General features: G+C 73.3%; 18 protein-coding genes. 12 read left to right on the top strand and 6 right to left on the bottom strand.

What is annotated here, in order from left to right; translation table 11 throughout:
• Nucleotides 1–584 precede the first annotated feature (584 nt).
• Genes AB0J33_RS14720 through AB0J33_RS14670 form a run of 11 tightly spaced genes read left to right on the top strand, consistent with a single transcriptional unit; the run spans nt 585 to nt 12,184 of the window.
• Nucleotides 585–1,325: a hypothetical protein gene (locus AB0J33_RS14720; protein ID WP_363613618.1), complete on the top strand. Its 741-nt coding sequence runs from the start codon at nt 585–587 to the stop codon at nt 1,323–1,325.
• Nucleotides 1,325–2,221 carry a hypothetical protein gene (locus AB0J33_RS14715; RefSeq protein WP_363613616.1) on the top strand — a complete coding sequence of 299 codons (897 nt, stop codon included), beginning with the start codon at nt 1,325–1,327 and terminating at the stop codon, nt 2,219–2,221. Before AB0J33_RS14720 ends, AB0J33_RS14715 begins: the two co-directional genes overlap by 1 nt.
• Nucleotides 2,218–3,810 (top strand): phage baseplate assembly protein V, encoded by a 1,593-nt coding sequence (locus AB0J33_RS14710; RefSeq protein ID WP_363613614.1) that lies wholly within the window; start codon nt 2,218–2,220, stop codon nt 3,808–3,810. Before AB0J33_RS14715 ends, AB0J33_RS14710 begins: the two co-directional genes overlap by 4 nt.
• Complete coding sequence (locus AB0J33_RS14705; protein ID WP_363613612.1) at nt 3,810–4,148, top strand: hypothetical protein; 339 nt, start codon at nt 3,810–3,812, stop codon at nt 4,146–4,148. The genes AB0J33_RS14710 and AB0J33_RS14705 overlap by 1 nt, the downstream gene beginning before the upstream one ends.
• A complete protein-coding gene (locus tag AB0J33_RS14700; protein ID WP_363613610.1) occupies nt 4,145–4,579 on the top strand; it encodes a GPW/gp25 family protein in 435 nt (144 codons plus the stop codon). Before AB0J33_RS14705 ends, AB0J33_RS14700 begins: the two co-directional genes overlap by 4 nt.
• On the top strand, nt 4,576–7,245 hold the full coding sequence (locus tag AB0J33_RS14695) for a putative baseplate assembly protein (RefSeq protein WP_363613608.1): 2,670 nt from the start codon (nt 4,576–4,578) through the stop codon (nt 7,243–7,245). The genes AB0J33_RS14700 and AB0J33_RS14695 overlap by 4 nt, the downstream gene beginning before the upstream one ends.
• On the top strand, nt 7,226–7,741 hold the full coding sequence (locus AB0J33_RS14690; RefSeq protein WP_363613606.1) for a phage tail protein: 516 nt from the start codon (nt 7,226–7,228) through the stop codon (nt 7,739–7,741). Before AB0J33_RS14695 ends, AB0J33_RS14690 begins: the two co-directional genes overlap by 20 nt.
• Nucleotides 7,738–8,667 (top strand): hypothetical protein, encoded by a 930-nt coding sequence (locus AB0J33_RS14685; protein ID WP_363613604.1) that lies wholly within the window; start codon nt 7,738–7,740, stop codon nt 8,665–8,667. The genes AB0J33_RS14690 and AB0J33_RS14685 overlap by 4 nt, the downstream gene beginning before the upstream one ends.
• Complete coding sequence (locus AB0J33_RS14680) at nt 8,664–9,125, top strand: hypothetical protein (RefSeq protein WP_363613602.1); 462 nt, start codon at nt 8,664–8,666, stop codon at nt 9,123–9,125. The genes AB0J33_RS14685 and AB0J33_RS14680 overlap by 4 nt, the downstream gene beginning before the upstream one ends.
• A 33-nt stretch (nt 9,126–9,158) precedes the next feature.
• Complete coding sequence (locus AB0J33_RS14675) at nt 9,159–9,914, top strand: hypothetical protein (protein ID WP_363613600.1); 756 nt, start codon at nt 9,159–9,161, stop codon at nt 9,912–9,914.
• A gap of 50 nt (nt 9,915–9,964) precedes the next feature.
• Nucleotides 9,965–12,184 (top strand): hypothetical protein, encoded by a 2,220-nt coding sequence (locus tag AB0J33_RS14670; RefSeq protein WP_363613598.1) that lies wholly within the window; start codon nt 9,965–9,967, stop codon nt 12,182–12,184.
• Between the two features lie 10 nt (nt 12,185–12,194).
• Here the strand turns inward: AB0J33_RS14670 and AB0J33_RS14665 are convergent, their stop codons facing one another.
• Genes AB0J33_RS14665 through AB0J33_RS14640 form a run of 6 tightly spaced genes read right to left on the bottom strand, consistent with a single transcriptional unit; the run spans nt 12,195 to nt 18,057 of the window.
• Nucleotides 12,195–13,040 (bottom strand): PmoA family protein, encoded by an 846-nt coding sequence (locus AB0J33_RS14665; protein WP_363613596.1) that lies wholly within the window; start codon nt 13,038–13,040, stop codon nt 12,195–12,197.
• Nucleotides 13,037–13,666 (bottom strand): hypothetical protein, encoded by a 630-nt coding sequence (locus AB0J33_RS14660; protein ID WP_363613594.1) that lies wholly within the window; start codon nt 13,664–13,666, stop codon nt 13,037–13,039. The genes AB0J33_RS14665 and AB0J33_RS14660 overlap by 4 nt, the downstream gene beginning before the upstream one ends.
• Entirely contained in the window at nt 13,650–14,540 is an 891-nt protein-coding gene (locus AB0J33_RS14655) for a carbohydrate ABC transporter permease (RefSeq protein ID WP_363613925.1), read from the bottom strand. Before AB0J33_RS14655 ends, AB0J33_RS14660 begins: the two co-directional genes overlap by 17 nt.
• Before the next feature lie 2 nt (nt 14,541–14,542).
• A complete protein-coding gene (locus AB0J33_RS14650) occupies nt 14,543–15,526 on the bottom strand; it encodes a sugar ABC transporter permease (RefSeq protein ID WP_363613592.1) in 984 nt (327 codons plus the stop codon).
• A gap of 31 nt (nt 15,527–15,557) precedes the next feature.
• Nucleotides 15,558–16,907: an extracellular solute-binding protein gene (locus tag AB0J33_RS14645; protein WP_363613590.1), complete on the bottom strand. Its 1,350-nt coding sequence runs from the start codon at nt 16,905–16,907 to the stop codon at nt 15,558–15,560.
• A gap of 19 nt (nt 16,908–16,926) precedes the next feature.
• A complete protein-coding gene (locus AB0J33_RS14640) occupies nt 16,927–18,057 on the bottom strand; it encodes a LacI family DNA-binding transcriptional regulator (protein ID WP_363613588.1) in 1,131 nt (376 codons plus the stop codon).
• 236 nt (nt 18,058–18,293) lie between these two features.
• On the opposite strand from AB0J33_RS14640, the gene AB0J33_RS14635 reads away from it, so the two are divergent.
• Entirely contained in the window at nt 18,294–19,622 is a 1,329-nt protein-coding gene (locus AB0J33_RS14635) for a Gfo/Idh/MocA family oxidoreductase (RefSeq protein WP_363613586.1), read from the top strand.
• The last annotated feature ends 21 nt before the right edge of the window (nt 19,623–19,643 follow it).

Below are 19,643 nucleotides of genomic sequence, written 5' to 3'. Positions count from 1 at the left end.
TCGAGCCGGCCGCGCCCCTTCCGACGCCGTCACCGACGCCCGTGGCGACACCACGCCGTTTCGGGGAACCTCCGCAGCACTGGCTGGACCTGGTCGCCGCCCACGCGCCCGGCCTGCTGCACGACCTGGACCTCGACTCGGCGCCGCCCGTCGACGTCGCGGCCGGGGCCGGGGCCGGGGCCGGTGCCGGTGCCGGTGCCGGTGCCGGTGGGCCGGGCGAATCGACCGGTCGGGTCGACGCCGACGGTGCGGACCCGGTCTCGAACGCCACGTCCGGCGGGTCCGGGCGAGGTGCCGACGTGGGCGGTCCCGGTGCGAGCGGGGACAAGGGGCCGACCAGGTCAGGTGCCGGGATCCGCACCGGCCGGTCGGACCGCCCGTCACACTCCGGTGACCAGCCCGACCGTACGGGGGCCGGTGCTGCCGGCCCATCCGGCGGCGGGACGCCGTCGTCGAGTCCGGACGCGACAACCCCTACCGGATCGACCAGAACGGACGGGGCAACCCGGCCTGGCGCATCGACCCGGCCGACGGAACCGGGCGCGGCGGTGCCCCCGCCCCGAGAGGCGGCCCGAAGCAGCGCGATGGCCGCCGACGCGAGCGGTCCACCCCCGGCGGACGGGCCCCGGCAGCCGGTCCGCTCGATGGTCTTCGGGTCGCACGACGTCCCGAGCAGCCGCCCGCGCCGGGCGGAGACCGAAGCCACCCGAACCGCTTCACGCCCGTCCCGCGACGCGCGGTGGTCGGGCGAGGCCGACCGCTGGCGTTCCGCCGGCTCGTCCCCCGCACTACCCGCCGCCGACCGGCTCTCGGGTGGCCGCGCCGGGTCGCGGGGCGACTCGACGGACGGCCCGGCCCGGCCCGGAGGCGACCAGCGCGAGCAGACGCGTCGTGCGGCACTGGGCGCGGCCCGGACGCCGCGAGTGGACCCGGCGGCGGCGGTTGACGCGTCGTTCGGGCGTCCGGCCTGGCCGGACTTCGGCGGGGTCGACGCGCCCTGGACCGGCTCGACGGTGACGAGCGGCGGGAACTGGCCGGCCTCCGGGCGCGGGGACCTGGCGCGCGTCATGGGTGGTGGACCCTGGCTGGCCCTGCCCGGCGAACCCGCACCACGCGGGCGCCCGACCGCGCTGCCCGACGCCGGCACGGGAGCGGCCGGCGGCCAACGAGCGCCGAGTCTCGACGGGCCGCCGCCCAGCGCGGCGGCGCGGAACGGCGACCCGTGGCCGGCCCTGCCCGACGACACCGCACTCTGGTCGGTCGCCGGTACGCCGCTGGACGCCGCCCAGCTGACCCGGCTGGACCGGGAACAGGCGGGTGACTGATGGAACGCGTCGCCTTCCTCATCGACTCCTCAGGCGTTCGGGTGGACTGCCTGCTCAACCCGGAGACCGTGCAGGTGACCCGGCTCGCCGGCGTACGCCGGCGGGGCGTCGACGGCGGGCAGCTCACCGGGTCCGGCCTGGCCGACGACCCGCTGGTCTTCACCGGCGGTGGCCGCACCGAGCTGGTGCTCGACCTGCTCTTCGACGTCGACTTCGTGGACGCGCAGCTTCGTCCGGCCGACGTGCGGGTGCTCACCCGTCCGCTGTGGACGCTGGCGGAGAACTCCACCGCCGAGCACGGTTGGCTGCGACCGCCGCTGGTCCGGTTGGTCTGGGGCAAGACCTGGAACGTGCCCGGTGTGATCATCGCGGTGGCGGAACGCTTCGACGCGTTCACCGGCACCGGGTCACCGCGACGGTCCTGGCTGCGGCTCAAGCTGGTCCGGGCCGCCGAGACGGCGGATCAGGCCGAGGCCGGCTTCGCCGAGGAGTTGGCCGCCGCGAGCACCCCGACCGCCGCGCCGGGCAGCGCGGTGATCGCCGCCGGGGACGGCGCCGCCGAGCCGGGTCGATCCGGTGTGCGCTTCGACCTGCTGGCCAACGACGCGCTCGGTTCGCCGCTGCGCTGGCGACTGCTTGCCGAACACAACCGGATCACCGATCCCCTGGCGGTGCCGGCCGGTACCACCCTCGCCGTCCCGCCGGCCGCCGGCACCGGCGCCGGGGCAACGGGTGCGCTGGCCGGGACGGCGAGGGTGGTACCGGCCGGTGCCGTGGCAGCGGGGGCGTCGTACCTGGGCGCCTCGATCGCCGGGGCGCCCGGACCGTGGGGCGCCACCACCGGCCCGACCGGCACCGGCCCTGGCGGGTCCGGCAACCCCGGGGGTACGCCGTGACCAGCGTCGCGCCCCGCGCGTTGATCGTCCGGCTCGACGGCGCCGAGCTGGCCGGGCCGGCCCGTCAGCGGATCCGCTCGCTGCGGGTGGCGGCCCGGCTCGACCAGCCCACCCAGGCCGAGTTGGTGCTCGCCACCACCGCCGGGACCGGCGCGTTCGACCCGGCGGTACGCCCCGGCACGGCGCTCGACGTACGACTCGCCGACCACCCGGACGCCCTGTTCACCGGTGAGGTCACCTGCGTGGAGGTGGAGTACGCCGCCGACGGGGCGGCGGTGTTGCGGCTGCGGGCGTACGACCCGCTGCACCGGTTGCGCAAGCGGCAGGGGTTGCGGGTCTTCACCTCGGTGACCGCCGTGGAGCTGGCCCGTGAGCTGTGCGGCGCGGTGGGGTTGGCGGTGACCGCCGAGGTGGACGGCCCCCGGTTGGAGCGGTTGCTCCAGCACCGGCACAGTGATCTGGAGTTGCTCCGCGAGGTGGCCGGCCGGGCCGGGCTGCACCTGGCCGCCGACGGCGACGGGGTCCGGCTGGTCACCCTCGCCGGCTACGGGAAGCCGGTCGCGGTGACGCTCGGCGCGGGGGTGCACACCCTGCGGCTGTCCACCAACACCGACCAGGCCGGTGGCGCCAGCGCGGCGCTCGGCTGGCACCCGCAGCGGGCCGAGGTGATCAGCCAGCAGGTCGACGAGGCGCGCTGCGGCCGACCCGCCGACGACCGCCCGGACCCGGCCGACGTGGGCGCGGACGGCGTTCGCACCGCCGTGGACCAGCCCGGCCGCAGCGACGACGAGTTGGCGGCGCTGGCCCAGGCCCGCCTGGACACCCGCGCCGCGACGCTGGTCACCGCCGAGGGGGTGGCCGAGGGTGACCCGGCGCTGCGACCGGGCCGCCGCGTCGACCTGGGCGGGGTGCCCGACCCGGTCGCCGGGGCGTACGTGCTGACCGAGGTGGTGCACACCGTGGACGGCAACGGGCACCTGACCCGCTTCTCCACGGTGCCGCCGGTGACTCCGGCGGCACCGGCCGGCGGCGCGGTGGTCACCCTCGGCACCGTCACCGACGTCGCCGACCCGGACGGGCTGGGCCGGGTCCGGTTGACCCTGCCGGCGTACGGCGACCTGGACGCCGGCTGGCTGGCCGTGCTCTGCCCCGGGGCCGGGCGGGGCAAGGGCCTGGTGGCGCTCCCCGATCCGGACGACACCGTGCTGGTGGTGCTGCCCGGCGGCGAGCCGGCCTCGGGCATCGTGCTCGGTTCGCTGTTCGGCGCCGTCGAGCCGTACGACGCGGGCATCGACGACGGGAAGGCCCGCCGGTGGACGATGCGCACCGCCGGCGGGCAGTCGATCGTCGTCGACGACGTGCGGCGCAGCCTGCGGTTGGCCATCGACGGTGGCAGCTTCCTGGAGTTGACCCCCGACCTGGCCACCCTGCACGCGGCGTCCGACCTGGTGATCTCCGCACCCGGACGGGCCATGGTGGTGCGCGCCCGCAGCGTGGACTTCCTGCACGCCGAGTCGACCGAGGACCCGAGCACCGCGGCCGAGCAGGCCCGCTCGCTCGCCCGCGCCCACCATCAAGGAGGCGGCTGATGCGCTGGATCCACCGTGACTCCGTGATCACCTGCGATCACGACGGCCGGGTCGAGAACCGACCCTCGCGGCAGTGGGTGACCGTCACCGGCGTGCCCGTGCTCGTCGACGACGACCCGGAGGGCCGCAAGATCATCGCCTGTCCGAACTACGGCCCGACCATCAAGCCGTGCACGAAGACCATGACCGTCCGGGTCGGCTACAGCGACTGGGTCCGGGTCGACGGGCACCGGGTGGTGCTGTCGCACCTGGAGGGGTTCACCAACGGCACCCCACCCGGGCTGGTCAAGCACACGGTCCGCGACCCCCGACAGGGGTTCCTGGGGGCGGACCGATGAGGGCGTTCCGCTTCGTCGGCGCCGGCTTCGACGCCGGCCGTACCGGCGGGTTGGCGCTCACCGCGGCCGGCGGCCTGGCGATGACCGACGGCGACGAGAGCGTACGACAGGCGCTGTTCCTGCTCCTGTCCACCACCCCGGGCGAGCGGCTGATGCGACCCGGGTACGGCTCCCGGCTGCACCGGTTGGTCTTCGCACCGAACGACGACACCACGGCCGGTCTGGCCATCCACTACGTCCGGCAGGCCATCGCCCGGTGGGAGCCCCGGGTCGAGGTGATCGACGTGGACGCCGGGCCGGACCCGGACGACGCGTGGCGGCTGGTGATCCGGCTGGACTACCGGGTGCGGGCCAGCCTGACACCGGGGCAGCTGATCTTCTCCGTGGACCTGCTCCCGGCCGACGAGCCCGCTCAGAAAGGAACGTCATGACGCTGCCCGTGCCGCACCTGGACGATCGCGGCTTTCTCGACCTGGTCACCGAGGCCCGGGAACGGATCCGGCAGTCCTGCCCGGCGTGGACGGACCTGTCGGCGCACGACCCCGGGATGGCGCTGGTGGAGACGTTCGCGCACCTGACCGAGGTGATGATCTACCGGCTGAACCAGTTGCCGGAGAAGGCGTACGTCTCGTTTCTGAACCTGCTCGGCGTCACCCGGCACGCGCCGACCGCGGCCTGGGCGGACGTCCGGTTCAGCCGCACCGGCACCGACCGCGCCGCGATCCGGATCCCGGCCGGTCTGCGGGTCGCGGCGGCCCGGGGCGCGGACCCCCGGCCGGTCCTGTTCGTCACCACCGAGCCGACGCTGCTGCCCGCCGACGAGATGTCGGTGACGGTACGGATGCACCACTGCGAACCGGTCGAGGCGGAGTTGCTCGGCGTGGGCACCGGCCAGCCGGGGCAGGTGCTGCGCGCCGCGCACGCCCCGCTGGCGCACACGGCCGAGGCGCTGGATTTGTTGCTCGGGGTGGAGGTGCCGACCGGAACGGTCGAGTTGGGCGCGGCGGCCCGCGAACACGACGGTCGCACGTTCGAGATCTGGCAGCCGGTGGACAGCTTCGCCGGGCTCGGCCCGCAGGCCAAGGCGTACCTGGTCGACCGCTGCTCGGGCACCGTCACCTTCGCCCCGGCCCTCGACCTGCGCCCGCCGGCCGGGCCGGCCCCGGACGGCGGGCCCGCGCCGCTCGGGTCGACGTCGGTGACCGTGGCGGCGGTGCCGCCGGCCGGACGGCAGATCCGGCTCTGGTACCGCGCCGGTGGCGGGCCCACCGGCAACGTGGCGGCGGGCACCCTGACCAGCCTGCGCGACCCCCTGCCCGGGGTACGCGTCGACAACCCCGCCCCGGCCGCCGGCGGTCGGGAAATGGAGGCGTTGGAGTCGGTGCTGCTCCGCGGCCCGTACGAGTTCTTCGCCCAGCAGCGGGCGGTCACCGCACGCGACTTCGAGGTCCTCGCGACCGGCTCCGGCGCGGTGGCGCGGGCGCGGGCGTTCACCAGGGCGGCGGTGTACAGCTTCGCCCGGCCGGGTGAGGTCGAGGTGGTGTTGGTGCCGTACGTGCCGGAGGCGGCCCGTCCGGGCGGTCGGCTGCCGGTGGCGGTGCTGCGCGAGCACGAGGTGCCCGAGGCGCGCCACCGGGTCGAGGCGGACCTGGAGGAACGCCGCATGGTCGGCATCCGCTCCCGGGCCAGCTGGGCGCGGTTCAAGGCGGTGTCGGTACGGGCCCGGGTGGTGGTCCGCCGGGAGGAGGACGTGGACGCGGTCCGTCGCCGCATCCACGACCGGCTGCACCAGACGTTGAGCCCACTGCCCACCGCGCTCAACCCGACCGGCTGGCCGTTCGGCGAACCGCTGCGCGCGTCCAACGTCTACCGCCTGCTGGAGCACGCCGAGCCGGGGGTGCGCTACGTCGAGTCGGTGCGGTTCGTGGTGGACGAGGCGCCCGACGCCGACGTCCGCGCCCTCGCCGTCGACCAGTACCAGCCCCGCACCTGGTACGCGGGGCGCGGCCCGGTGCTGTTCCGTTCCAGCAACGGCGGCGCGGGTTGGGAACCGGCCGGTCGCTTCGACGGCGAGACGGTGCTGCGGGTGGCGCCCGCGCCCGCACCGGCGCGGCCGGGCATCGTGGCGCGTCCGGGCTCGGTGGCCGTGGTGACGCTGCGCGCCTCGGGCGGCTCCCGCGTGCACCTGAGCACCGACCTGGGCGAGACGTGGTCACTGCTCACCGACCTGGACTCCCGGATCTCCGACGTGGCCTGGCTGGATCGCGACGGCGCGGGCGCGTTGCTGGTCGCCACCGACACCGGCCTGTACGAGGTGTCGCTGCTGCCCGGGGCGGTGCCGTTGCAGATCCTGGTCGACCCGTCCGACGCCGACAGGGGTTTCTACGCGGTCCGCGCGTTCGTCTCCGAGCGGGGCGCGCCGGGCGTGGCGGTGGCCGCGCAGGCCAGCTTCGGGGTGTACCTGTCGACCAGCGGCGGCCGGCCCGGCAGCTTCAGCCACGTCGGTCTGGCCAACGTGGACAACCGGGTCCTCGCCGTGCAGTACGACGGGCCGGCCACCCTGCTGTGGAGCGGCGCCGGTGAGCCGGACCCGAAGAAACCCGGCCAGGGCTGCCACCGCACCCGCCTGTTCGAGTCCGACGTGAAGTGGCAGGCGATGCAGGCCGGTTGGATCGGCGGCACCTGCCGGGATCTCGCGTTCGCCGGCCAGCAGGCGGTGGCGGCCACGCAGAGCGGCGGGGTGCTGCGACTGGACACCCTGGCCGCCCAACCGCAGTGGCAGTCCGTCTCGGTCAACTGCGGGTTGCCGTTGCGGGACCGGACCCGGTTCGTGCCGGTCGACGCCATCGCGGTGAGCGGCCCGACCCCCGCCGGCGCGACCGCCGGGGACTCGGCAGCCGGCGGTGCCGGACCGGCGGAGCGGCTGATCCTGGCCAGCGGTGAGCGCGGCGTGCACCGCAGCGCCGACGCCGTCACCTGGACGCCGAGCGCCAACCAGGCCACCGCCGACGTGGTGACCGTCCCGGATACCTGGCTGCTCTGCTCCGGCGAGCACGACATCGAGGTGGTGCGCCAGGATGCGACGCTCGGCGATTGAACGGCTGTTGCCCGCCGCCTATCAGCGGGCCTGCGTACCGGGCAGCGTGCTCTGGGCGCTGCTGGACGTGATGGAGGGGCTGCACGCCCCGGACGAGGCGATCCTCGCCGAGGTGGACGCCCTGTTCGACCCGTACCGGGCACCGGACGGGCTGGTCGTGCGGTTGACCCGCTGGGTGGCGATGGACCACGTGGTGGCGTCGCCCCGGCCGGACGCCCCGCTGCCGCTGCCGGTGGGCCGGCTGCGTGACCTGGTGGCCAACGCCGCCCTGTTGGCCCGCTGGCGCGGCACCCCGTACGGGATGCGCCGAGCCCTGGAGCTGGCCACCGGGATCTCGGGCTTCACGATCGACGAACCCGCCGAGCGGCCCTTTCACGTCGTGGTGCGGGTGCCCGTCGCCGCGGCCGGCCAGCTCGCCGTGATCACCCGCATCGTCGAGGCGGAGAAACCCGCGTCGACCACCGTCGAGATCGTCCTGGAAGAGGAGTCGTCATGACCACCGAGTGGGCGGTCGTCGCCGCCGCCGAGCAGTTCACCCTCGACCCGCGCAACAGCGGCGAGTTGACCTTCACCGTCTCCAACCCTGGCAACGCGCCGGACACGGTGGTGTTCGACGTGGCGCCCGGTGACGGTTCCCAGCGGGCCTGGTTCACCGTCGCCGAGCCACAGCGGGTGGTACCCGGGCAGGGCTCGGTGTCGTTCCTGGTCAAGCTCGCCGTGCCGGCCGGCACCCCGCCCCGGCGCTACGACATGACCGGGTTCGCGTACTCCGCGAACACCGCGCCGGAGGAGAGTTCCCGCTCCAGCGGCCGGGTCACCTACGAGGTGCGGGCGGTCGCGCCGCCCCGGCGTACCCCGTGGTTGTGGATCGCCGCGGCGGCGGCGTTGCTGCTGGTGGTGGTCGCCGTGGCGGTGGTGTTGCTGACCCGCGACGGCGAGCCGGCCCCCGGCGAGCCGCGGGTGGTCACGGTCGAGGCGGAGAGCCTGGTGGAGGGCGCGGTGGTGGAGTCGCCGCGCAAGAGTGGCGCGGTCGTGGGAGTGCAGCCCAACTGCTGCGGCGTGACCTGGTCCGGGGACAAGCAGCTGTTCTTCCAGGGGCTGGCGATCGGCGACCAGGTGACCGTGACGGTGCAGATCCCGGCGGACGGCACCTGGCGGTTCGCCGCGGTGCGCACCACCTCGTTCGACTACGCCAACACCGTCTTCGCGATCGACGGCGACCAGGTCGGCGGGGCGTTCCTCGGTTTCACCCCGACCGTCGGCAAGACGGAGTTCCTGGACGTCGGCACGGTCCGGCTGACCAAGGGTCCGCACCGGGTGACCCTGCTTGTGGTCGGCAAGACGCAGGGCACCAACGGCTACTTCGCCGGGATCGACGAGATCCGGTTCACCGAGATCGTGGCGCAGGCCGTGGCGCGATGAGTGGTCGGCAGAAGGCGCTGCTGGGGCTGTTCGCCGTCCTGCTGGTGGCGCTGTTCGCGGTCGCGGTCGGCGCGGGTCGCGACGACCGGGGTGACCCGGGCGCCCGGCACGGACTGATCGACCGGCTGGGCGCGCTGGGCGGCGAGCGTTCCGCGGTGGACCCGGCGACGGTCGACGCGGACTGCGTCGAGGAGCCCGGCCGGCTGGTCTTCGCCGGCAGTTGCGTGCTGCGGGTCGCCGACCCCGGTGGGCTGCGCACCCTGGTGCTGCGCAGCCCGGCACGGTTCACGGTCGTCGCCCCGGCGCCCGGCGACGCCGACCTCACCATTCGTGACGAGGTCGAACCGGCGGCGGACGGCACCGGCGCGGTGGCGAAGGTCGCCGTCGACCAGGCCACCGAGGTGGGTCTGGTCTGCCCCGGCCTGGGCAGCTGCACGGTCGTCGTGGCCACGACCTGACCGGATCACCTGGATTGGAAGGAAGGTCCCGCCGTGGGTGACCTGCGCAAGCCGTTCCTGCTGCTGGCCATGCTCGCCATCGTCCTGGTGATCGGCGTGGAGCTGGGCGCCGGGTTGCTGCTCGGGGGCGCCGACGCCGGCGCGGCCCTCGCGGACAGCGCCGGCACGCTGGACGTGCAGCTCGACGACGTGTCCGGGGTCAGCGAGCCGTCCGGTCGGGGCACCGGCTATCTGGCGTTGATCGACGCGGTGGCGGTCTGGAGCACCGGGCTGTTCTGTCTGGGCCTGCTGCTGCCCGAGCGCGTCCAGGGCCGGGTGCAGGGCGTCGCCAGCCTGATCTTCTCGATCATCCTGATCATCGTCGGGCTGGTCGCGCTGGTCATCGCGTTCGTGGAACTGATGATCATGGTGTCGCTCTTTCTGGCCGTCCCGTTCGGCACGCTGGCGTACCTGGCGCTGTGGGGGTTCTTCCCGGTCGGCGACGCGGCCGTGCTGCTCGGGCTGGTGCTGCTGCTCAAGCTGGTGTGGGCCGGGCTGCTGGTGCTGGCCCAGCCACGTTTCCTGCAGAACAAGGGCCTCGTCCTGCTGATCCTCACCACGCTGCTGTGCACGTTCGTGCTGGAGTTCCTGCACAACCTGGTGCCGGTGATCCTGGTCAGCATCGTCGACGACGTGGCCGCGCTGGTCTTCGCGATCATCGCGATCATCTGGGGGCTGGTGCTGCTGGTCGGCTCGATCCCGGCGATCGTCAAGGCCATTCGGGTCACCGCCGCGCTACCGGCCCGTTGACCTTCGTTGGATCGGCAGCGCCCGAGAGGATTGTCTGTGACCCTGACGGCGTGGACAGGACGCCGGGGCGCGACGCCGTTGAGCTGCGCGTGCACGGCATCTCCGGTGTCACCGCCGAACGGATCCTCGACCACCCGACCGTGGTCCGGGTCGCCGGAGACACGCACGCCGGCTTCTTCCGGCCCCGGCCGGGCAGCGGCACCGCCGGCGGGGCCACCGGTGGGGTCGCCGTCGAGGCGTACCGCTGGGGGTCGCTGACCGCCGGCGCGGCGGTCCGGACGGCCTCGATGTTGCTGCTGTTGCCCTTCATGCTGAGCAACCTGGCGATCTGGCTCCGGCCACCCGGGCACGACCGGTGGGGGCTGCTCGGCGTGCTGTGCCGGTTGCTCGCCGGCACCCTCACCGCGACGTTCGTGCTGGCGGCGGTGGGCGTCACGCTGGACCTGGTCGGCTGGCAGTGTGTGCCGTACCCCGGGTGCCGGGCCAGCCGCCCCTACCTCGCCTGGCTGCACCTCCTCCCGACCGGGCCCCGACTGGCCCTGCTGTCGGTGGTACCCCTGCTGGCGCTGCGGGTCGTCTGGGCCATCGGCACCCGCTCGGCGCGGACCTTCGAGGGGTTCGGCCCGTCGTCGACGCGACCGCCGCGAGGCCGGAACGCGGGCCTCGCCGACGCCGGCTTCTGGCAGGACGAGCAGACCACCGGCTGGCTGCGACAGCTGCACGTGGTGCTCGGCATCGGGACGCTGAACGTCGCCCTGCTCGCCGGCATCACACCGGGCGGCGCGGGCGCGCCCGGTCAGGACGTGCTGTTCGGGATCGCCTCCGGGCTGGTCGTTGTGGGGGTGATCCTGCTCGCCCTACCCGTGCCGGCCAGCCCGGCGAGGGCCCGACGCTTCCTGCGCCCCCTCTGGGCGGCCACGGTGGTGGTCACCGGGTGCTGCCTCGGCGCTGCCACGCTCGCGGACCCGGCACCGGTCGGCCTGGGCAAGCTGCCCGGGTACGAGGGCGCCGCCGCCGGGGTGGTCGCCACGCAGGGCGTCCTGCTGGTCGCGCTCACCGTCGTCACGTACACCCGTCAGCGTGCCGCCCGCGACGGCGAGCGCCCCTTCCTGCGCGGGCTCGGCACCCCGATCGTGGCGGCGGCGGCGGTGAGCATCGGCGCCGCCTTCACCGCGACCCTGGTCTACCGGGTCGCGGACACCCTCGACCACGGCGACATCCCCGATCCGATCCGGCCCAACCCGCCGATCGTCGGCCCACTGGAACCGCCGGTGGCCTACTGGTGGGCGGCGCTCGCCGGGCTCGCCGCGCTGCTGATCGGCGCGGCGATCACCTCGGTCACCCTCCTGCTCAGCCGCCGGCGGCGTCGGCGGCTGGCGGCGCGGATCATCGAACGGGACTACCCGGACGTGTCGCCGCAGGACGCGCGCCGACTGCGACTGGTCCGGGAGACCATCGCCCGCTCCCGGATCACCGAGGAGTTGGGCCCGGTGCTGATCGCGTTCCTGCTGATCGCGTCGCTCGGGCTGGCGACCGTCACCTTCGACGTGATCGGGATCGGTCCCACCCAGCTCGCGGACCGCCTGGGCGGGCACGGTGGCGAGGCCGGCGTGCTCGCCGCCTACGTCACCGACGCCGGCGTCTGGGTGATCAGCCTGCTGGTCCTCGGCCTCATGATCCTCGGTTTCCGGGCGTACCGGTCGGCCCAGACCCGGCGGGTGGTGGCGGTGCTGTGGGACCTCGGCACGTTCTGGCCCCGCACGGTCCACCCGTTCGCGCCGCCCTGCTACGCCGCCCGCGCCGTCCCCGAGTTGGCGAAACGGGTCACCGGGCTGACCGCGCGAGGACCGGTGGTCATCTCCGGACACAGCCACGGCTCGGTGCTCGCCGCAGCCACCATCCTGCAACTTCCGCCGTCCGTGCTGGCCCGGGTCTCGCTGCTGACCTACGGCTCGCCGCTGCGGCGCACCTACGCCCGGCTCTACCCCGCGTATCTCGGGCCATCGACCCTGCACGACCTCGGCGGGCGGATCGGCTGGCGGTGGCGCAACCTGTGGCGGGACACCGACCCGATCGGCGGCCCCATCTTCCCTCCGGGCCCGGACGGCCCACCACCCGACGTCGACATCGACACCCGTCTGCGTGATCCCCGCAGCCTGACCATCGACCCGGAAGACACCGTGCCACCGCCGATCGAGGGACACTGGCCGTACCACACCCAGGCCGCGTATCAGGAGGCGGTCCGCGAGCTGACCGACCGCTCCCGCTGACCGCGCCCCTTCACGGCAGCGCCGTGACGAGGGCGGCGACCCGATCCCGGTCGAGGGTCCCGTCGGCCACCCACACCCGGTACCGGCCGTGCCGGCTCCCCTCCGCCGGCACCACCGCCGGGCGCTCGAACGCGAACGCCACGCAGACCCCCGGATACATCGAGGTCCGCACGAACCACCGGTCGCCCCGGCCGAGGCCCGCGAAGACCAGGGTGTACGCCCCGCCGCCCGACCCGACGCCGGTCAGCGCGAGCCACGGCGCCGCGCTGCCGTTGACCGTCTGCTCCCCCGTCGCGTCGGCGGTGAACACCTCCGCCCCGCCACCGGCGGCGGCCCGCCAGAAGAACCCGCCGTATCCGGCCCCGCCCGGTCGGCCGTTGGTGGCCGGGCTGCCCAGGCGCACCTCCCGGCCGGCCGGGGCGGTGAGGACGGAGTCCAGGTCGAGCCGCCAGACGTCCGGCGCGACCGCCGACGCGGCGAGCCCTCGTCGTTCGGTGAGCAGCACACCACCGGCCCGGTCGCGCCACTGGAGGTCGTGCGCGTACCGGCCCGGGGACCGCCGCACCTCGCCGAGGTGGGCGATGACGCCGTGGTCGTCACGCCAGGTGTAGCCGACGTCGCGAACGTAGGTGCGCCCACCCCAGAGGTTGTTGCCGTCGACGTCCTGCACGGCGAGGGACGCGCCGAGGTGCCACACGTGGTCGGCGGGCAGCGCGTCGGTGACCACCGTGCCGCCGAGGGTGCGTACCGGATGCAGGTACGGCCGGGGCCCGTGCCGCGCGTCCAACGCCGGGTCGAGCACGTACTCGGCCACCCCGGTGGCCCCGACCGACAGCCGTACCGGCTCGGTACTCACGGCAGCTCCCGGCGGGCGGCGACGGCGTGCAGGGCGGCCACGGTGTATCCGGCGAGGATCGGCACCGCGACCGGGGTGACCAGGACCGCGAGCAGCGCGGCCAGGGCGACGACCCCGGTGGGAGCGGCCCACCGGGTGGGCGCGTCGAGGCAGGCGCGGGCGACGGACCGGGCCGAGGCCCACCACCGCCCGCCCCCGTTGCCGCCCACCTCGACGACGACCAGCCCGGCGTACCCGGCCAGGCCGGCCACGACCAGTGCCGTCACCAGCAACGCCGGCGGGCCGCCCGGCACCCGGCCGGTGGCCAACGCCGCCAGGTCGGCGGCGAGCAGCCCGGCCACGGCGAGCGCGAGCAGGCTGACCGGTACGCCGGGCAGCACCGACCGACCGAACCGGCGGGCGGTGGTCCGCGCCGACGGCCAGCTGCCGGTCCGCGTCCAGTCGTGCACGGCCGCGCTGGCCGTGCCCGCCGCCGCGGCGGCGGTGAGCAGGGGCGCCGCCGCGACGGTGAGCAGGATGCCGAGCAGCGCCAGGTCCGCGGCGTCGCGGGCGACGTCGCGCCAGTCCCGCCGCCCGCCGGTGTCGACAAGTTCGGCCGTGGACGCCGCGTCAGCCCTTGATGCCACTGGTGTTGATCCCCTCGACGAGCATCCGCTGGAACGCGACGAAGAACAGGAAGACCGGCAGCAGCGACAACACCGACATGGCGAACATCGGCCCGACCGCGCTCTGACTGGTCGAGTCGATGAACAGGGTCAGCGCGACCGGCACGGTGTAGTCCTCCAGTTGGGACAGGAAGACCAACTGACGGAAGAAGTCGTTCCAGGTCCAGATGAACGAGAAGATCGCCGTGGTGACCAGCGCGGGCCGACTCAGCGGCAGGATGATGTGCCGGAAGATGCCGTACGGGCCGGCGCCGTCGATCCGGGCCGCCTCGTCCAGCTCGCGGGGCACGCCCCGCATGAACTGCACCATGAGGAAGACGAAGAACGCCTCGGTGGCCAGGAACTGTGGGATGAGCAGCGGCAGGTACGGCCAGTCGCCGCCGACCAGACCGAGCGTGCGGAACAGGATGTACTGCGGCACGATCAGCACGTGCTGCGGCAGCAGCAGCGTGCCGATCATGACGGCGAACCACATGCCCCGCAGCCGGAACCGCAGCCGCGCGAAGGCGTACGCGGCCAGCAGGCAGGAGAGCCCGTTGCCGACGACGGTGAGCAGGCTGACCATCGCGCTGTTGAGGAAGAACCGGCCGAAGCTGATGTCGAAGTTGGACCACCCGGCGGTGTAGTTGCCCGGGGTGAACCGTTGCGGCAGCAGCCCGACGTTGTTGACGATCTCCTCCTGGGACTTCAGCGAGGTGCCCACCATCCAGATCAGCGGGTAGAGCACCACGGCGACGATCGCCACCAGGATCAGCAGTCGCAGCAGCGGCCGTCCGCCGGGCCGCCGGCGCGCGTCCGGCGCCGCCGCGGTCGGCGCGTCGGCCGTCGGGGTCATCGTCACCGGTCCTCCCCGTCGGAGTAGTGCACCCAGAACCGCCCGGTGCTGAAGAAGACCGCGGTGATGACCGCGATGGCGAGCAGGAACACCCAGGCCATCGCCGACGCGTAGCCCATCTCCAGGTCGGTGAAGCCGGTGATGTAGAGGTTCAGCGTGTACATCAGCGTGGAGTCGACCGGGCCGCCGGTGCCGTTGCTGAGCACGAACGCGGCGGTGAAGCCCTGGAAACCGTTGATGGTCTCCAGCACCAGGTTGAAGAAGATGACCGGGGAGAGCATCGGCAGGGTGACGTTGCGGAACTGGCGGAACCGGCCGGCCCCGTCCACCGACGCGGCCTCGTACAGCTCGGTGGGCACCTGCTTGAGCCCGGCCAGGAAGATCACCATCGGCGCGCCGAACTGCCAGATGGCCAGCACCATCAGCGTCTCCAGGGCCCAGTCCGGGTCGTTGACCCAGGGTCTGCCGGTGATGCCGAACAGGCTCAGCAGCGAGTTGAACGCGCCGTCACGGTTGAACATGTTGACCCAGACGATGGCCAGGGCGACGCTGCCGCCGAGCAGGGACGGCAGGTAGAACAACCCACGGAACAGCCCCACCCCACGCCAGGCACGGTTGAGCAGCAATGCCACGCCGAGCGCCGCGGCCAGCTTCAGCGGCACGGCGATCAGCGCGAAGGTCACTGTCACCCGTACCGCGTGCCAGTACGACGGGTCGGCGGTGAACATCCGTTCGTAGTTGGCCAGCCCCACCCACTCCACCTCGGAGAAGGGGGTGAGGATGTCGTAGTTGGTGAAGCTCAGGTAGAGCGACAGCAGCATGGGGATTGCCGTGACACCCATCAGGCCGATGAGCCACGGCGACAGGAAGACGTACCCGGCCAGACCTTCGCTGTGCCGGAAGCGTCCGGGCCCACGCCGGTCGGCATGGGCCCGGACGGATCCGGGGCCGCGTCGGGTCGGGTCGGGCGCCGTGGTCAACGCCACGAACGGCTCCTCTCCTCGCCTCGCGGGGCGGTCAGGCGATGGCGGACTTGCACGCCTCGACGAATTGGGTGGCGGCCTCGGCGGGGGTGGCCCGGCCGTACTGCGCGTTCTCCGCGGCCTTGATCAGTTCGGACTTGACCTTGCTGTGTCCCTTGATCGGCACCTGCGGCGACTCGCCGAACTTCTGGGTCAGCTCGGCCTCGACGGCGATGGACTGCTTCATGGCCGGGTCGGTGGTGTCGTCGCTGACGACCCGGCGCAGGTCCAGGTTGGACGGCAGCCCCCGGTCGGTGCCGAGCAGCTTGACCGCCTCCACGTCGTTGTTCAGAAAGTTGATCACGTCGACCGCGACGTCCTTGTTCTTGCTGCCCTTGAAGACCGACCAGTACATCGACGCGCGGGCCCACTGCGCGCTGGGGTCACCGGGGTAGGCGACGACGCCCAGCTCGTCCTTGGTGTTCTTCTTCAGGTCGGGCATCTGGTTGGCCCAGACCCAGGAGGTCGCCGACTTGCCGGTGACCACCAGCTGCTTGGTGACGTCACTGGAGTTGCCCTCGTGGATGACGTCGGCGGTCGGGGTGGCCTTGCGGTCGCGGGCGCCCTTCCACAGGTCGAACCACTTGGTCACGTCCTCGGCGGTGAAGCCCAGATCCTTGCCCTGGTAGAGGTCCTTGCCCTGCTGGCGCAGCCAGACCCAGAACGCCTTGTAGTCGGCGCTCGGATCCTGGGTGCCCGGCACCTTGGTCCTGGCGGTGACCTGCTCGGCCCAGGCGATGTGCTGCTCCCAGCTCATCCCGGTGGTCGGCTCGGGCAGGTTGTGCTTGGTCAGCAGCGTCTTGTTGTAGACCAGACCCTGCGTGTTCTCCCCGGCGGCCAGGCCGGCGAGCTTGCCGTCCACGACGCCGTACTGCCAGAGGCTCTTGGGGAATTTGGAGGTGTCCAGTTTGCCGGACTCCTGGTACGAGGTCAGGTCGAGCGTGGTGTTGCGGGCCGCGTACTCGGCCAGGTAGTTGTCGTCGATCTGGAACAGGTCCGGCGGGTTGCCGCCGGCGGTGAGCGTGGCCAGCTTGTCGAAGTAGCCCTGGTTGGCCTGCCAGGTCTTCTCGAAGGTCACGTTCGGGTGTTTCTTGGTGTAGAGCGCCAGCGCGTCCTCGGTCAGCTTGGCCCGGGCGTCGCCGCCCCACCAGAAGACGGAGAGCTTGACCGGCGCGTTCGGGTCGGCGCCGCCGCCGCCGTCGTCGCCGCAGGCGGCGGCCCCGAACATCAGCGGCGCCGCGACCGTCAGGGCGAGCAGACCGCGCAGCAGGCGCCGCCGAAGCAGCGGGGTACGGTCATTGCGCCCGACGGGCGCGTCAGTGGTGGGGGGCGTTGCGGGGTGCATGTGCGCTCACTCCTCGGCATTAGGAGGCGACGGCGTCACCGGTGGCCGCGGTCGGGATGCCCGGACCCGCAGGGCAATGCGGGTCCGGGCCACGCGGCGCGGCCAGGGGACGTGCCGGTCGGGCGTGCGGGCCCGGGCCGGTCGAGTCGCGGATGACCAGGTCGGTCTGGAGCATTACCTGTGCGGTGGTACGACGGACGCCGAGCGCCGTGCCGGCACCGGGCCCCCGCGCGCCGCGCGGTGACTCGATGTCCTGTTGCAGCAGCATGTCGACGGCCGTCCGGCCGGCGGCCCCGGTAGGTGTGGCCACCGTCGTCAGTTTGGGTCGGGTCAGCCGGCTCAGGGTGATGTCGTCGACCCCGACGACGCTCACCTCCTGCGGCACCCGGACCCCGAGCGCGTCCAGCCCCTCGATCAGGCCGATCGCCATCAGGTCGTTGTAGGCGAGCACGGCCGACACACCGCTGCGTCGCACCTGCTCGGCGACGGCGGAGCCACCGATCTCGGTGGGCGCGTTGGGACCGAGCAGGGTCAGTTCCGCGCCACCGGCGCGGGCGGCCGTGCCGGCGGCACGGCGCATCTCCCGGTTGGTCCACGAGCTGCGCGGGCCGCCGAGCAGCGCGATGCTGCGGTGCCCCAGGCCGACCAGGTGTTCGATCGCCGAGCGGGCGCCCTGCCCGACGTCCATCAGCACGCAGGGCAGCCCGGTCACCTGGCGGTTCACCACCACCAGGGGCACCTCCCGGCTGAGTTGCTCGATCAGGCTGTTGCTCATCCGCGGGCTGCACAGCAGCACCCCGTCCACCTGTTTGGCCAGCGCGTGGACCAGTTCCTCCTCGGCGGTCGGGTCCTCGTTGGTGTCGGCCACGAAGACGTGGTAGTCGCGGTGCCGGGCCTGACTCTCCGCGGCCTTGATCAGGGGCGGGAAGAACGGGTTCGCGATGTCCGCGATGATCAGCCCGATGTTGTGCGTCCGCCCGGTGATCAGAGCCCGGGCGGCGCGGTTCGGTCGATAGCCCAGATCCTCCGCGCACGCCAGCACCCGGACCCGGGTCTCCGGGTTGACCAGGTGCGGAGCGGAGAAGGTGCGGGACACGGTGGAGATGTGCACGCCGGACGCCCGGGCGACGTCCCGGATGGTGACTGGCACTGCGGCCCCTTCGTCCGATGTGGCGGCGGTCACGTGGGTGTGGCCCATTAATGCAAACGGTTGCTCCACTGTCAACGGTCAATGGTTACGGCTTTGTTGCACCCGGACTCCCCTTGGTGACCCGCTGCCCCGCAAACACTGACATTTACCCCCGATCCCATCGCCGTCGTTGACGAGATCGAATCGATCGTGATTACTTCATTGCAAACCTTTGCAGGATCGCGGGAGGCGACCGCATGTCACCCAGAGCCACCGGACGCGCCCGGTACGCCGTCGTGGGCACCGGCGCGCGGGCCGAGATGTTCGTCCGGGCATTGGTGCTCGACCACGCCGACACCACCGAGTTGGTCGCCTTCGCCGACACCAACCAGGCCCGGATGGACGCGCACAACCGCTGGCTGACCGAGCTGGGTCACCGCCCGGTGCCGACGTACCCGGCCGGCGACTTCGCGGCCATGCTGGACTCCGAGCGTGTCGACGTCGTCCTGGTCACCAGCGTGGACGTCACCCACGACGAGTACGTGGTGGCCGCACTGCGCGCCGGCCGCGACGTCGTCACCGAGAAACCGATGACCGTGGACGCGGCGCGCTGTCGACGGATCCTGGACACGGTGACCGAGACCGGCGGCCGGGTGACGGTCGCCTTCAACTACCGCTACAACCCGCTGCACGAACAGGTCCGCCGGCTGCTCGCCGAGGGCGCGGTCGGCGAGATCGGCTCGGTGCACTTCGAGTGGCTGCTCGACGTCCGCCACGGCGCCGACTACTTCCGCCGCTGGCACCGCGACAAGGCCACCTCCGGCGGTCTGATGGTGCACAAGGCCAGCCACCACTTCGACCTGGTCAACTGGTGGCTGGCCGCCACACCCGTCGAGGTGTACGCGGCCGGCCGGCTCTTCTTCTACGGCGAGCAGGGTCGCCGGCACGGCTACGCCCGCGACTACGAGCGCGCGCACGGCTCCCCCGCCGCGGCCGACGACCCGTTCGCGCTGCGGCTCGACGCGCACCCCCGGCTGCGGGAGCTGTACCTCGACGCCGAGGCCGAGGACGGCTACCAGCGCGACCGCAACGTCTTCGCGCCCGGGGTGAGCATCGAGGACGACATGGCGGTGCTGGCCCGCTACTCCACCGGCGCCACGATGACCTACCACCTCACCGCGTACGCGCCCTGGGAGGGCTACCGGGTGATGGTCAACGGCAGCCGGGGCCGACTGGAGCTGGAGGTCACCGAGAACGACTTCGTCGACCGGGGCACCGCCGGCGCGGTGAAGGGCGCCGCCCTGCACGGCGTCGAGGCGCCGGCCGAGGGCGGCAGCGCGACGCTCACCCTGCGCCCGTTCTGGGCTCCGCCCCGGCAGATCCCGGTGCCGGGCCGCAGTCGGCACGGGCACGGCGGCGCGGACGCCCGGATGACCGGGGTGCTCCTCGGCGGTCAACCCGACCCGTTGGGCCGCGCGGCCACCGCCGAGGACGGCGCGTTGGCCCTGCTCACCGGCCTGGCCGCCAACCGTTCCTTCGAAACCGGCCAACCCGTCCGCGTCGCCGACCTGCTCACCCCCCGCTGACCCAGGAGACGAGGAGCCTCA

It is taken from the genome of Micromonospora sp. NPDC049645, from assembly GCF_040675155.1.
In the GTDB taxonomy this organism is placed as follows: Bacteria; Actinomycetota; Actinomycetes; order Mycobacteriales; family Micromonosporaceae; genus Micromonospora.
The sequence above is the reverse complement of the archived record's forward strand: the minus strand, read 5'-3'. Positions and strand labels throughout refer to the sequence as shown.

What these genes read in the sequence shown, in the direction of transcription:
- AB0J33_RS14685 (WP_363613604.1), top strand. Translation starts at nt 7,738, where the DNA reads ATGACCACCGAGTGGGCGGTCGTCGCCGCCGCCGAGCAGTTCACCCTC.
- AB0J33_RS14695 (WP_363613608.1), top strand. Translation starts at nt 4,576, where the DNA reads ATGACGCTGCCCGTGCCGCACCTGGACGATCGCGGCTTTCTCGACCTG.
- AB0J33_RS14715 (WP_363613616.1), top strand. Translation starts at nt 1,325, where the DNA reads ATGGAACGCGTCGCCTTCCTCATCGACTCCTCAGGCGTTCGGGTGGAC.
- AB0J33_RS14690 (WP_363613606.1), top strand. Translation starts at nt 7,226, where the DNA reads ATGCGACGCTCGGCGATTGAACGGCTGTTGCCCGCCGCCTATCAGCGG.
- AB0J33_RS14645 (WP_363613590.1), bottom strand. Translation starts at nt 16,907, where the DNA reads ATGCACCCCGCAACGCCCCCCACCACTGACGCGCCCGTCGGGCGCAAT.
- AB0J33_RS14720 (WP_363613618.1), top strand. Translation starts at nt 585, where the DNA reads ATGGCCGCCGACGCGAGCGGTCCACCCCCGGCGGACGGGCCCCGGCAG.
- AB0J33_RS14655 (WP_363613925.1), bottom strand. Translation starts at nt 14,540, where the DNA reads ATGACCCCGACGGCCGACGCGCCGACCGCGGCGGCGCCGGACGCGCGC.
- AB0J33_RS14680 (WP_363613602.1), top strand. Translation starts at nt 8,664, where the DNA reads ATGAGTGGTCGGCAGAAGGCGCTGCTGGGGCTGTTCGCCGTCCTGCTG.
- AB0J33_RS14705 (WP_363613612.1), top strand. Translation starts at nt 3,810, where the DNA reads ATGCGCTGGATCCACCGTGACTCCGTGATCACCTGCGATCACGACGGC.
- AB0J33_RS14700 (WP_363613610.1), top strand. Translation starts at nt 4,145, where the DNA reads ATGAGGGCGTTCCGCTTCGTCGGCGCCGGCTTCGACGCCGGCCGTACC.
- AB0J33_RS14635 (WP_363613586.1), top strand. Translation starts at nt 18,294, where the DNA reads ATGTCACCCAGAGCCACCGGACGCGCCCGGTACGCCGTCGTGGGCACC.